A 13,397-nucleotide genomic window follows, 5' to 3' on the forward strand; every position below is an offset into this window, starting at 1 on the left:
AGATAACCAGTTCCGGCCGTTATCTCAACTGCTTATCGCGAAAGTGAAGGGATACCGGCAGGTGCTGCCATGTTGAACCGCAGAACCATGTGCAAGCGTGGATCGACACTTCAGGCAGCGCGAACCCGGTCGCGGCCGCTGAGCTTGGCAGCGTAGAGAGCCTGATCGGCGCGCCGATACAAATCTGGCGCACTGTCGGTTTCCAGGCAGGCAGCAATGCCGGCCGAGCAAGTGTAACCGAAATCCGGCGAGGCTGTGAGCGGTCGGGAAAACCGGATCGTCGTCAACATCCGTTCGATGAGCTCGATCGCATCTTGTTGCGCTGTTCCCGGCATCACGAGCACGAACTCCTCGCCGCCAACGCGCCCGAAACAGTCGGTCCGCCGCACATATTGATGAAGCCTATGCGCAAAATCCCGCAGGACGAGATCTCCGGCGTCGTGACCGTGCTTATCGTTGATCAGTTTGAAATTGTCGATATCGAATACGGCAAGGCATCCGATATCGCCACCCCTGGCGCCGGCCAGCATATCGTCTATTCGCGCCATGACGAAACGGCGATTGGCGATCCCTGTGAGCTCGTCTGTTTGAGAAGCTTTGATGGCCTGGTCGCGATCTTGCCGGACGCTTCGGCCTTCGGCACGCAATGTTGTTATATCGCTCGCAATACACAGCATCCAGCCATTCTTCTGCATGGTTTCGGTCATCCAAAGCCAGCGACCGTCCACCAAATCCGTCTCGAAGGCTCGATAGCCGATCTTGCCGCGACGTGACTGCGTCGACCGTAGCCATCCGTCGAAGTCGACTGTGCGAATGACCGTACCGCGCCCAAGTGTGAAGTTGCGCCGCATCAGATCCGGCCATAGCGGTGCTTCATCGGGATCGATAAAATAGGCTGATCGAAAGGCAGGGTTCGCATATCGCAACCGATCCTCGGCGTCATAAACCGCCATAAGCGTCGAACTGGTCGCACAAAGGTGCAGAAGCTGTTCGATCATTTCATCCATATCGGTTCCCGCTAATTCAGTAGCACAATACTTACCGCAGAATTGCCACGAGAAAAGGGGGAGACAGCTGGACGGAATTGGCTTGCCCTTCCATTGCTTTAGCACGCCGATCGATTGGTTGCTCGAAATCGCCGAATCATTGGAAGTACTTATGCGATTTCCGCACCAAGCATCTTTAAACCTATAGGCGCAATCCCTACGTGGTCTACCGTTATGTCTATCAAGGCAACACCGATGTGAGATTACTCACGACCACGCAGTTCCCCAGTGGGGACTGGCGATGCGTGGTCATTTTTCCAGACAATAAGCAGCCCAAACCTTCGACACGCCCTTGGCGCGTCGAGTGCTTAGGCGCGCAATCTCCCCGTCTTATCAATCAATACCAACCGGGCGGCTGTCGGGTGGATGAACCCGTGCGCCCATAGGAGAGAAGAGATGGAAGCCCTCACCAATCTCAGTCCGATGGAATGGCTGGCGATCGAGATCGCCGGCGCAGCAATCGTGCTCGCGATAGTTTTCCGATGGAGCGGCGTGATCCGCTATATTCCCAACGATAGGCTCGGCATCCTCGAAAAGCTGTGGAGTTTTCGCGGTTCCGTGAAGAACGGTTTCATTGCTTTGAATGGCGAGGCCGGTTTCCAGCCTGACGTCGTGCGCGGCGGCCTGCATTTTTTCATGCCGTTTCAGTATTCCCTGCATCGCGCCAATCTCGTGACCATTCCACAGGGTCAGATCGGTTACGTCTTTGCCCGTGACGGCAAGCCGCTGCCGCCCACCCAGACGCTTGCCTCAAACATGGAAGCCGATGACTTCCAGGACGTGCGCGACTTTCTCCTCAAAGGTGGACAGAAAGGCCCGCAGCGTAAAATCCTGCGCGAAGGCACCTATGCCATCAATCTTGCGCAGTTCATCGTGCTGACCGCACAATCGATCTATGCCGTCAACCTCAGTTCGTCGGAACAGAAACTGTTTGCCGACATGTCGACACAGATCACCGAGCGAGAGGGCTTCGAGCCCGTCGTCATTCATGACGCAGAGGACATGATCGGCATCGTGACCATCCATGACGGTCCGGCCCTGCCCGACGGCGAGATCATCGCACCGACGGTTGCCAACGATCCGACGGATGCGAACTTCCATAACAATTTCCAGGATCCGGAGAAATTTCTCAATGCCGGCGGCTATCGCGGCCGTCAATTGCAGGTGCTTGCCGACGGCAGCTACTTCCTAAACCGCATTTTCGCGACCGTCGAACTGGTCGACAAGACGATTATAGATGTTGGCACGGTCGGTGTTGTTGTCTCTTATACCGGCCGCCGCGGCGCGGACATTTCCGGCCAGTCCTATCGCCATGGCGAACTGGTGGAGACCGGCGCGCGCGGCGTCTGGTCGGCACCGCTTCTGCCCGGCAAATATGCATTCAACACCTATGCCGGTAGTATCGTCATCGTACCGACCACCAACTTCGTACTCAAATGGACAAAGGAACAATTCGGCGAGCACAGGCTGGATGAGAATCTGTCCGAAGTATCGCTGATCACCAAGGACGCGTTCGAACCCGTGCTGCCGCTCTCGGTCGTCGTACATATCGACTATATGAAGGCACCGCTCGTCGTGCAGCGCTTCGGCGATATCAAGCGCCTGGTGGAGCAGACGCTCGATCCCATGGTCTCGGCCTATTTCAAGAATATTGCCCAGACCAAGACCCTGATCGAGCTCCTGCAGGAACGCAGCGAAATCCAGCGCAAATCCGGGGAGGAAATGCGCGAGAAGTTCGCCTCCTACAGTCTCGAGCTGCAGGAAGTTCTGATCGGCACCCCGCGCGCCAGCAACGGCCAGAACAGCATAGAGCAAATCCTGATCCAGCTGCGCGAACGCCAGATCGCCGTTGAAAAGGTCGAGACCTATAAGCTGCAAGAAGTCGCGGCCGTCCAGGAGCGCACATTGCGCGAGAAGGAAGCGCTTGCCGAACAACAGGCTAAGATCACCACTTCTGCACTGACCATCGAGATCAGTGAAAACGAAGGTAAGGCGCAGCTCGCCCGCACCCGCCAGCAGGCGGAAACCATCCAGGTCACTGCCAAGGCTGAGGCCGAGAAGGTACGCCTTGCGGGCCTCGGCGAGGCCGACCGCATCAAGGCGATTGCGCTTGCCGATGCCGAGCGCATTAAGGCCACAGGCCTTGCCGATGCCGAAAAGGTGCGCGCCGTCGGTCTGGCGGAAGCAGAAGCCACCGAAAAGAAGGTCGCAGCCTTCGGCGGGCCGGATTATCAGCTGAATTCGCAGGTTCTTATGCGCTTCGCTGAAGCGATCGAGAACGGCAGGCTGCCTCTCGTGCCGCAGATCCAGGTCGGTGGTGGCGCCGGGGAAAAGGGTGCCGCCAACGGTCTTGTCGAAATGATGTTGTCGATGCTGGTCGCCGACCGGCTTGGGCGGCAGGAAGCGCCGGCTGCTGCCCCCACAGCGATCGCCCATGATTGATTGCGGATGGGCCGGCTATGCCGGCCCATCTTGTCCAGTGGCTTGCTCCCAGCCGCAACTCACTGCGGCTCGACCTCGCGTTAGCCGATTTCCCGGAAGGTAATCGAATAGCGAAGCCGATCAACCGGCGGGATGGAATGCTCCCATTCGCTTCGCGCAGGACCGGACAGCACGTAAGCGGAACCGGGTTCGCAGATTAGCGTGGCGCGCTGCCATTTATCCCCGGCACGGCGCCTCAGCCTGAACGTACAAGGCGATAGCAGGGAAATGCCGACAACCCGCCCGAACACCTTCTTGTCCCTATGCCAGCCGATCGGCGCACCCGGCGCGTATTCGCTGACAAGGGCTTGCTGCAGATCATCAGGCTCTATTCCCGCAAACTCAGCCGCGATGCTGCGCACGGGCAGAAGGAACGACGGAATTTCGCCGGTGCGCCTCGCACGCTGCGCCTCGTAATCGTATTTCCAGCCATAGGAGACGACGCGTCGTCTACCTTCGAAGCCATGAAAGTCGAACGGCTTCAGCGGCAATTGCGGTATCTCGCGAAGCAGATCCAACTGGATAGACTCCGGAACGATATCGGCTTGGTAGCGGAAACCCTCCGGCAACGGCGGTTCTACTGCCGCAAAAAGGTCTCCTTGCGCTGAAATGCCCATGGCCGCTCCTTCTGTTTAATGGACACTTGGAACTTTCGCGACCGCGGCGAAATCCTCCGCGACCAGTTCGCTGATCGCAATCAGGACCTCTTCGGCCGAGAAACCGGAGACAATCGTGCTCCGGATCAGCTCCTGCAGATCGAACTCGATAGCATCGCGGCAGTCTTCCAGCCGCTGCTCCGAAACCGTAATACTGTGCAGTTCTTCCATCATGTGATCCTTTCCTAGATGCTTGCGGTTGCTGCCGATGATTTACCGAGCAGCCGCCCGGCGCCTGGTGGAAGGAAGAAGCCCTTCGCGCTGCATCCTCTTGCGGACCGCCTTGCGCTGGCGGGCAATCGCTTGCGCCCTTTCGCGTACACGCCGCTCGGACGGCTTTTCGTAGGCTCGATGTTCCTTCATTTCCCGGAACAGACCTTCACGCTGCATCTTCTTTTTCAGTACCCGAATGGCCTGTTCGACATTGTTGTCTCTGACGATGACTTGCATTCTCATTCTCCTTGTTTTCGTTGATAATTTCGCTCAACCGAGCTGCTCGGCTATGATCGCCTTCAATTCGGCGCGCGTGAGCAGGCAGGGATATGGCTTCTGGTTTTTGTCCGGTCGTTCGATGCGTTCGCCGCGGTCGCGCGGCTCCATCGCCGCCGGAGCGACGGGGATATTTGCTTTGTTCAATTGAAATTCCTTACCGACCATTCGGCGAAATGACGGTCCGGCGCTATTGCGCACGGGAGCGCCGACGACTTCAGCCGTCCGCTGTGGCCAATTATGTGAGTGATGTCGGAAATATAAGGAGTGGCATATCGCATTACAAGGCGATATCCAGGCTGTGAAAGGCCTGGATCCAACACCATTGGAGCCGGAACATCGCACGCCGGGTCGAAGGGTGGATTAATCAGCTATTGACGTGCTTGATCGAGCCCGGTGTGAGAGGCCTGAATTTCGCCGGCTCGGCAACGAGGACGCAAACCTAGGTTGGTAGCCGAGAAAGCAAGAAGGCATGACCAAGTTCTGAAGACCGCCCTTCTATCGCTCACCAAGTGAAACGAGGACCGAAAGAGCCGTAGTAGCCCGGTGTCGAGCCGCTTGGAGCAAGCTCATTATCTCGTTGGACTCTCTCTGCCCATCGCCGACGCTCAGCCGCTTTTTTGGCAGCGGCAGGATCTGTCGATTTGCTTGCGGCTACGGAACCCGATTGACCGCCACTTTTATCTCCCGTCGAGCAGGACGCACAGAAAACAGCCGGAAAAATAATCAGAATGCCTAGGGCTATTGCCCTTTTGAGCCTGTAGTAGATCGGCTGCATAGACATTCTCAATACTCTCTGACCATTCGCGATAAGAAGAGACATTATTCGATTCCACATTGCATGGGAACTAAAGGCTATTCGCGTTTCCGCTACGACGATAACGGCCGTTCCTCCATCCGCGCATGGGAAAACGCCGAGTAACCTCAACTGTATCGGCGGATTTTCAGTCTTGCCATGCTGGTGCCGGATTCTTCTGATGTTTGGCTGCGCCGACATTAGAAGGGCTCACCATGGAATTGCTCAATCGCTACATCGATCTTCCGCTGCTTCGCGGCGGATCGGCAGCCATGCGGCTGTGGCACAAACAAACCGGTCTTTCTCCGCAGACGCTAAGCCCGTCATGGAGCCTTATCGTTGTTCTCGCCCTTATGGCGGCAAGCGGCCTGTTGCTGAATGGCCCGATTTACTCCTTCTCCATCGGCACGCTCTTCATGCTTTCCGTTCCGTCACTGCGATTTTTGATGCCTGGTCGAATGGGGCGCAATTACGATATACGATCCTATCAAGCGCTGGCGGCTACAGCCACGCGCAAGCGTGAGAGCGAATGGGCGACCCGACTGACCGTTTTGCTTACCGGCGTCATTTTCCCCTTCTGTGTCTACGCCGGCGACGAGGCAGCGGGCACCTTCCTGCTTGGCGCCAGCCTGTGGTTTGTGCTCACGGCTCCGGTAAAGATGTATCTGGATGCCGCCGAACCGCCGCCGCCGGACGCCGGCGGTAAGCAGGTTTGGTTGAAACAAGCCGTGACAACGGAGTAACGCCAGCCCTCATTCAAGGAACAAAGTGCACTTTGCTCCGTTCTTCATCCAGCAACCAATGGAGAGCGAAATGCTTTATTATGCACTGGTATTTCTCGTCGTAGCCTTGATTGCAGGAGCCCTCGGCTTCGGCGGCATAGCAGGCGCCTCTGCGTCTATCGCACAGGTCCTGTTCTTTATCTTTCTTATCTTCTTCGTCGTTTCGCTCGTCATGAATGTGATGAGACGCTGAAGGCGAAGATGAATGAGACCACGATCCGGATGCCGGCCCACCCGATCAACCATGACGGTGGGTCGGGCCGGCGCTCTTCCTTAATCAATTACGACAAATACTTTCCGTGACGGTCTCTTCCCGTTAGAGTTCGTAGCTGCGGCGAGAACTCGGAAGAGGTTCATTGGCAGGAGCGGCCTCAACCCTTTAGCACCCCTATTTCTCAGATCGCTGGAGAAGAATTCGCATCTCCTCGAAATGTCGCTTGCGATCTGCATCCCCGTCATTGGGCACATAGCATGTGCTGGAGACGCAAAACTTGACGAGGTTGTGAGGCTTGTCCGCCTTTTCGAACTCGCATTCGAAAGTGTCGCTCATCTCGGCTGCCGCAGTGCCGGGCCGGGTGGAGTAGGTCATACGAACGCCAGGCGGCTTGAGCTCCGGAAAGGACTGCACCGTTCCAATCGCAAGCCCGTCCGATAAAAAGAAATTCTTGGCGACGGTCTTGCATGTTGCTTCCAGATCGGGGGACTGGGCAAGAACGGCTGTTGGAAAGAGGATAATGCTGAATAAAACAGGAAATTTAAACACGATAGCCTCCTGTAAAGATCTCCCAGATCGAAGAGATCGCGATCAGCAAACGTCGGTGGAAACATAGAGTTCCATGAAGCTATGCCACGCCGTTCCCACGACTGGCATCAATGCGGGAAAGCCTTTCACTTCAACAGCACGGACGACGCGGGTGTACTGTTTTCCGTCGCTATATATCTACTCCGCGAACCTGATCTTCTGCCCATCAAGATAGCCATGCTCGTAAGCTTTCGCCTGTTCGCTATCCTCGGAATAGGGGTTCTTTTTATTTTCGGCATCGCATTTTCCATCCTTCACCCCCTTCTCGTAAGCCTCCTTTTCGCTCTCCGAAGCCGGAAGGCGAGGCGATGGCTCGGGGAAATATTGTATGGGGTTCGGGAGTCCAAGCGCAGGTGCGAAGACTGAGGCCGTAATCGGCGTTTGCGGGCACATAGTGAATTCCTCCTCTCATTGAAACGTCCTTTGCGATCGACGGTTCCCTCAAGCCTTTGAACCCTCGCGCTGCTTCTGTGGAGCATGTCCTCCAGGCGGCTGCATGCATGCTCATGATCAAGGGTGAAACTTTTTGAATTTTCGGCCGTTGTCCCGCTTATGACCGACGCAAAATCCAGTCCGAAATCGGTCGATGATGCCGGGCCGGCTGACGCCGAAAAATTGCATCAAGGGAAGAGTTCGACTGTCGAGGCCGAGCAGCCGCCTGATTTAGTAGAACCCGATCCGGATTTGACCCCCGAGCAAACAGAGCAGGCACGAAAGCGTTATCTACTTAGCCGTTTCTGGATCAGCGCCCGCGGTTATTGGAGCCGTCGCGGAGACCGTTTTGCCTGGCCATGCTCGATTGGCCTCCTTGCCCTGATTGGCCTGAATGTCTGTTTCCAGTATGGGATCAATATCTGGAACCGGTCGATTTTTGACGCGATCGAGCAACGCAACGCTCATGCCGTCTACGTCCTGACCGCGGTGTTTCCCCCGCTCGTGCTCGGCAGCGTCGCCCTCGTCACCATACAAGTCTATGTTCGTATGATGATCCAAAGACGCTGGCGCTTCTGGCTCACAACCGCTTTGATCGCCCGGTGGCTCGCCAACGGCCGCTATTATCAACTAAATCTGATCGGCGGCGACGACCACAAAAACCCCGAGGCCCGTCTCTCGGAGGATTTGCGGATCGCCACGGAATCCCCGGTCGATTTCATCGCTGGCGTCATTTCAGCATTTCTCTCGGCCTCGACCTTCATCGTGGTCCTCTGGACGATCGGCGGCGCCCTGACTTTCGAGATCGCCGGTTCAATCATTACGATTCCCGGCTTTCTCGTCGTCACGGCGGTCCTTTACGCCGTGATCACGTCTACCTCGATGGCGGTCATCGGCCGCCATTTCGTGAGGGTTTCCGAGGTCAAAAACCAGGTGGAAGCGGAGTTTCGCTACACGCTGACGCATGTCCGCGAAAACGGTGAGAGCATCGCATTGCTGGGCGGTGAAGAGGAAGAGCGCAACGACCTCGAGCGGACGTTCGGAAACGTGCTGAAACAGTGGGCGTTGCTTGCCCATCAATATATGCGCACGACCCTCGTGTCACAGGTCTCCATGTTGATTGCGCCTGTCGTGCCGGTCCTGCTTTGTGCGCCGAAATTTCTGGAAGGCAGCATGACGCTCGGTCAGGTCATGCAGGCTGCCTCTGCCTTCGCCATCGTTCAAAGCGCATTCGGATGGCTGGTCGACAACTATCCGCGCCTTGCCGACTGGAACGCCTCGGCGCATCGTGTCGCCTCGCTCATGACCTCGCTTGATGGGCTCGAGCGGGCCGAAAAGAACGATACGCTCGGACGAATCAAGCATGGAGAAACCGAAGACGAGACGATGTTGTCGCTCAACGACCTCTCCGTGACGCTCGACGACGGCACGTCCGTAGTCAAGGAAACGGAGGTGGAAATCGATCCGGGGGAACGCGTCTTGGTCGCCGGCGAATCCGGTTCGGGCAAAAGCACGCTGATACGGGCAATTTCCGGTCTGTGGCCTTGGGGTCATGGCGGTGTCAACGTCCACCCCGATAGCCGGTTGTTCATGTTGCCGCAGCGGCCTTACATACCGTCGGGCACGCTTCGCCGCGCCGTCGCCTATCCCCGCGCGGCCGACGACTGGACGCCGGACGAGATCAAGGCCGCCCTTGAAAAGGTCGGTCTCGGCTATCTCAACGAAAAGATCGAGGAGGACGCACCCTGGGACCAGACGTTGTCAGGCGGCGAAAAGCAGAGGCTCGCCTTCGCGCGTCTTCTGCTGCACGATCCCGATATCATCGTGCTGGATGAGGCAACCTCAGCCCTTGATGAGAAGAGCCAGGACAAGATGATGGAGATGATCATTCGCGAATTGCCGAAGGTCACCATTATCAGCGTCGCGCACAGAGCCGAGCTGGAAGCCTTCCACAGCCGCAAGATTACCCTGGAGCGGCGCCAAGGTGGCGCACGGCTGGTCAGCGACATCGAACTCACTCACCGCCACAGAAAAGGGAATCTGATTTTGCGCCTCTTGGACGACCGAAGACCTATATTCAAAGATAATTCGAACTCGGATCAGGGCGCACGATCCCCGCGCCGATAGCGGTTAGTGCAATTGCCGCGCACGCTTCGAACACACGCAAAGTGAAGCAAAAGCAAATGCACCACGTCTGCGCCATTCGACATTGAGATGTATTCCCTTATGCTGGAACGTGACATACTCAACGATTAGATGCAGTTGGAGCATGTTCGATGCAACGAGAAGCGATCTGGTCGCTGGTCTTGCTTATCCTTCTTGTCCTGGGCGCTTTCGTCGGCTCGATACTGCGCGCCAAATTGCCTGAGCCGCATCGCGGCAACGAGACAATGGACTTTCTTCGGGTGGTAACCGCACTGCTCGTGACTTTTGCAGCCCTTGTCATGAGTTTGTTGCTGGCATCGGAACTCAATGCCTTCACTGCCGCCTCCCACGATCGCAATCGTTATGCTGCGGGTCTCGCCGAGATGGACGGTTGCCTGAAAAATTACGGCTCGGCCCTCGACAATGAGAGGCAGCTATTGCGCAGCTATACCGCAGCCGTCATTGCCAGCACCTGGCCCGATGAAGCGCCTCCGCAGGGCGAGAAATATCCTGACATCTCGGACTTGCCTTTGACCGGCGAGGCGCCGGCCCTAGGATCGATGTTGAATAATGTCGGGCTTAACATTGACCGCCTGCAGCCCGCCGACCCCTTGCATCAGGCCCTTGCGACCCGCTGCAGTCAGCTTTTCAGCAATGTCATGGCCGCGCGATGGACCGTCATCGAAGATGCACATGGCTCGCTTTCTGCGCCATTTCTTGGCGTTCTCATCTTCTGGCTTATGCTGGTATTTTTGAGTTTCGGGCTTCAGGCTCCCAAAAACCCGCTCGCCGGCGCGATTGTCCTTGTGGCCATCGTCTCCGTCGCAAGCGTCATGTTCGTCATCCTGGATCTCGACCTTCCCTATGGCGGCTTTTTCGGTATTTCGAGCACATCCATGCGACACGCGCTGACCGACATGCAGCGCAACTAGAAATCGCAGTCTAGCATATATGTGGATCGTAGCGCTCCTGCGATGACCTCCCCTGGAGCAACACCCTCAGTCGCTTCACCTTCTGCTCAATTGCTGACATGATGGAAGGAGCTGTTTGCTGTCGTGGGCTTATCATGAACGGATCAACACCGGAAGGAAGCGGGATGCGCGCGCCGGCAGGCTCGGTTACCGGGCTTTGCTCGGCATCGGCAACCATGTTCGCAGTTGGGATGGCGTTCCTTGGCTACTGGGGCGTTTATGAGCAAGGGCGCTGGCATGTCTCGGATTATTTTGTGGTAGCCCTGGCACTCAGCGGCTTTGCGGCGCTGGGTTCCGTTCCTTGGATCGTAACGACTCCGGTGGCGCGCGAGGATGAAGAGAAGGTGGTCGGCGCACGGCGAGCGCTGGCGCTTGGAACTGCCTTGCTCTGGCTGTCGGTCTGTATCGCAGTATTTGCCTGAAAGCTCTAAATGCCCTGGTGACAGCCACGGTTGAACGCCCGGCGCGCGCTCAGGCGTTCTACACATTCCACCCTCTGACGTTTTCATTGGAGAAGCATCATGAATCTCGAACTCGACGGCAAATTAGCTCTGGTCACCGGCAGCACCGCCGGCATCGGTCACGCAATCGCGACAACTCTCTTGCGCGAGGGTGCCCACGTTATTGTCAATGGGCGGACCGAAGAAGCGGTCGATCGTGCGGTTGCCGAACTTGCTGCGATTGGAAGCGGCCGCGTGGAGGGATTTGCCGGCGATCTCGCAACCGAGCAGGCCGCTGATGAAATCGTAAGGCGCTTTCCGAATGTCGAGATCCTCGTCAACAATCTTGGGATATTCGAACCCAAGCCGTTCGAAGAGATCCCGGACGCTGACTGGCGTCGGTTCTTCGATGTCAACGTAATTTCTGGCGTTCGTCTTGCCCGCCTTTATCTGCCCTCGATGCGCCAGCGTAACTGGGGTCGTATCATCTTCATTTCGAGCGAAAGCGGCGTGCATATTCCCGCCGAGATGGTGCATTACGGCGTGACCAAGACGGCCCAGATTGCGGTGGCGCGCGGTATTGCGGAATCCGTTGCGGGCACCGGAATCACGGTCAACAGCGTCTTGCCAGGCCCAACGAAATCGCGCGGCGTCGTCGATTTCGTCGCCGCGCTGCCCGGCTCGGAAGGAAAGACTTTCGCGCAATTCGAGACCGAATTCTTCGAGAAAATCCGGCCGACTTCCCTGATCAAGCGCTTCACGCAGCCTGAGGAAATCGCGACCATGGTCGCCTATGTCGCAAGCCCGCTGTCTTCGGCTACCAATGGCGCAGCGCTTCGGGTCGATGGCGGAGTGGTGAAGAGCGCGTTCTGACCAGCGCGACCAAACGAACGAACTCCGGCGGCAAGATGCGCCAAGCGCAACCCATAAATGTCGCCGGATGCCACCAGATTACTCTTTTCCCACGGCGATGAGATGGGCCAGATTAAAATCATCGCCAACTCGCGGATTGAGCTCATGAACACAGAAGCATTCTTCACCAAAATCCGGACCTACACCCCTCTGTCTGAAAAAGCCGAGCTCGCCTGGTCATCACTCCTGCGGCCGAGACAGTACCGTAAGGAGGAGCCCTTCATTCGGGCGGGCGACGTACCGACGACCTATGCCTTCGTCGTCAAAGGCCTGCTGTGTCAGCGCTATGTCGGCCGCGACGGCAACATGATTATTAAATGCTTCTTTCCTGAGAACCGCATTGCCTCTTCGGTCAGCGCGACCCTGCTCGGCGAGCCCAGCCCTTTCGCGATTACGGCGATCGAGAACACCACCGTCCTCGAATATGACTTTGCGGCTTTTAGGTTGCTCGTCAGCGACTTTGCCGACATTGCCGCCTTTTATATCAGGTACATGGAGCGCCATTGGATTATCGACAAAGAACCGGGCGAGATTGCGTTCAGGCATGACGACGCGATGCAGCGCTATATCGATTTCATCCGCAAGGAGCCGGAACTGCATAAGCGTTTGAAGCAGCATCACATCGCCGCCTGGCTGGGCATCACCCCCGAAAGCCTCAGCCGGCTGCGAAAGACAATCGCTATCACAAGGCCAGACAGAGGCTGACGCGATTTCTTACCAAACATCAATTCTTTCACGGCCGGATTGCGGCATTTCTACCGGGCAAGCAACCACCGCAACGGTCACGGCGGGCGTCGACCAGCGGATATCGACCGCGGATGCGACCCTGTCCTGCCGTGAACAAAGGAAACCAAAAATGACCAAGATGATTTTCGTGAACCTGCCGGTGGCCGACCTGGCTCGGTCCAAGGCCTTCTACGAGGCTCTGGGATTTGCCAATAACGCCCAGTTCAGTGACGATAGCTCGGCCTGCATGGTGGTGAGCGAGACGATCAACGTCATGCTCCTCACTCACGAAAAGTGGCGCGGTTTCACCAGCCGCCCGATCCCGCCGGCAACCTCAAGCGAAGTGATGCTGGCTGTATCCTGCGAGAGCCGCAAGGCCGTCGACCAGATGAATGATGCCGCCGCGGCCCATGGCGGGCAAGCCGACATCAATCCAAGGCAGGATCTCGGCTTCCTTTACAATCGCAATCTCGCCGATCCGGACGGTCACGTCTGGGAAGCAGTATGGATGGATCCGAGCGCAATGTCCGCCGGTGACTGAAGCTCGGCAGGTCGCGCGGTAAAGCGGGCGGCTCCGAGCGTACCATTTAAATGACGAGAGCCAAATTGGGGCGCAAAGCTGTCCTTCAGCGATTGCGTCCCAAATATCTGAAAAACCGGGCGAGACCTGGAAAGGATGTGCCGTCGAAGCCGACCACGCGGTTCAGATACCGGCGTAC

The 13,397-nt window shown here is 57.1% G+C and carries 15 protein-coding genes; 9 read left to right on the top strand and 6 right to left on the bottom strand.

Annotated elements, in window-relative coordinates:
- Nucleotides 1-110: 110 nt before the first annotated feature.
- Nucleotides 111-1,007 (bottom strand): GGDEF domain-containing protein, encoded by an 897-nt coding sequence (locus tag AC13QE_RS11695; RefSeq protein ID WP_132720205.1) that lies wholly within the window; start codon nt 1,005-1,007, stop codon nt 111-113.
- A 435-nt stretch (nt 1,008-1,442) separates the two neighbouring features.
- Here AC13QE_RS11695 and AC13QE_RS11700 point away from each other — a divergent pair, with 435 nt between their 5' ends.
- Complete coding sequence (locus AC13QE_RS11700) at nt 1,443-3,488, top strand: flotillin family protein (RefSeq protein ID WP_112399968.1); 2,046 nt, start codon at nt 1,443-1,445, stop codon at nt 3,486-3,488.
- Nucleotides 3,489-3,568: 80 nt separating this feature from the next.
- Here AC13QE_RS11700 and AC13QE_RS11705 read toward each other — a convergent pair whose 3' ends face one another.
- Genes AC13QE_RS11705 through AC13QE_RS11720 form a run of 4 tightly spaced genes read right to left on the bottom strand, consistent with a single transcriptional unit; the run spans nt 3,569 to nt 4,819 of the window.
- Nucleotides 3,569-4,144, bottom strand: coding sequence for an alpha-ketoglutarate-dependent dioxygenase AlkB (locus AC13QE_RS11705; protein WP_488483791.1), 576 nt, complete (start codon nt 4,142-4,144; stop codon nt 3,569-3,571).
- Between the two features lie 15 nt (nt 4,145-4,159).
- Entirely contained in the window at nt 4,160-4,354 is a 195-nt protein-coding gene (locus tag AC13QE_RS11710; protein WP_015343205.1) for a hypothetical protein, read from the bottom strand.
- 42 nt (nt 4,355-4,396) lie between these two features.
- Nucleotides 4,397-4,633: a 30S ribosomal protein S21 gene (gene rpsU, locus AC13QE_RS11715; RefSeq protein WP_488483792.1), complete on the bottom strand. Its 237-nt coding sequence runs from the start codon at nt 4,631-4,633 to the stop codon at nt 4,397-4,399.
- Nucleotides 4,634-4,666: 33 nt separating this feature from the next.
- Nucleotides 4,667-4,819 (bottom strand): hypothetical protein, encoded by a 153-nt coding sequence (locus tag AC13QE_RS11720; RefSeq protein WP_488483793.1) that lies wholly within the window; start codon nt 4,817-4,819, stop codon nt 4,667-4,669.
- A gap of 864 nt (nt 4,820-5,683) precedes the next feature.
- On the opposite strand from AC13QE_RS11720, the gene AC13QE_RS11725 reads away from it, so the two are divergent.
- Both AC13QE_RS11725 and AC13QE_RS11730 read left to right on the top strand, forming a co-directional pair.
- On the top strand, nt 5,684-6,211 hold the full coding sequence (locus AC13QE_RS11725) for a hypothetical protein (RefSeq protein WP_488483794.1): 528 nt from the start codon (nt 5,684-5,686) through the stop codon (nt 6,209-6,211).
- Nucleotides 6,212-6,281: 70 nt separating this feature from the next.
- The gene (locus AC13QE_RS11730; protein WP_015343210.1) at nt 6,282-6,443 is read left to right on the top strand and encodes a DUF1328 domain-containing protein; all 162 of its coding nucleotides are present in this window, start codon (nt 6,282-6,284) and stop codon (nt 6,441-6,443) included.
- Between the two features lie 195 nt (nt 6,444-6,638).
- On the opposite strand, the gene AC13QE_RS11735 is transcribed toward AC13QE_RS11730, so the two are convergent.
- A complete protein-coding gene (locus tag AC13QE_RS11735) occupies nt 6,639-7,013 on the bottom strand; it encodes a hypothetical protein (protein ID WP_112609014.1) in 375 nt (124 codons plus the stop codon).
- A 591-nt stretch (nt 7,014-7,604) separates the two neighbouring features.
- On the opposite strand from AC13QE_RS11735, the gene AC13QE_RS11740 reads away from it, so the two are divergent.
- From AC13QE_RS11740 to AC13QE_RS11765, 6 genes are all read left to right on the top strand, one after another.
- Nucleotides 7,605-9,611 (top strand): ABC transporter ATP-binding protein/permease, encoded by a 2,007-nt coding sequence (locus AC13QE_RS11740; RefSeq protein ID WP_488483795.1) that lies wholly within the window; start codon nt 7,605-7,607, stop codon nt 9,609-9,611.
- Nucleotides 9,612-9,760: 149 nt separating this feature from the next.
- The gene (locus tag AC13QE_RS11745) at nt 9,761-10,561 is read left to right on the top strand and encodes a bestrophin-like domain (protein WP_488483796.1); all 801 of its coding nucleotides are present in this window, start codon (nt 9,761-9,763) and stop codon (nt 10,559-10,561) included.
- 164 nt (nt 10,562-10,725) lie between these two features.
- Nucleotides 10,726-11,022: a hypothetical protein gene (locus tag AC13QE_RS11750; RefSeq protein ID WP_488483797.1), complete on the top strand. Its 297-nt coding sequence runs from the start codon at nt 10,726-10,728 to the stop codon at nt 11,020-11,022.
- Between the two features lie 99 nt (nt 11,023-11,121).
- Nucleotides 11,122-11,913, top strand: coding sequence for an SDR family NAD(P)-dependent oxidoreductase (locus AC13QE_RS11755; protein ID WP_488483798.1), 792 nt, complete (start codon nt 11,122-11,124; stop codon nt 11,911-11,913).
- 57 nt (nt 11,914-11,970) lie between these two features.
- Nucleotides 11,971-12,657, top strand: a complete 687-nt coding sequence (locus AC13QE_RS11760) for a Crp/Fnr family transcriptional regulator (protein WP_488483799.1) — start codon at nt 11,971-11,973, stop codon at nt 12,655-12,657.
- Between the two features lie 151 nt (nt 12,658-12,808).
- Entirely contained in the window at nt 12,809-13,219 is a 411-nt protein-coding gene (locus AC13QE_RS11765; RefSeq protein WP_488483800.1) for a VOC family protein, read from the top strand.
- Nucleotides 13,220-13,397: the final 178 nt, after the last annotated feature.

Source organism: Martinezella sp. CNPSo 3957, assembly GCF_057784395.1.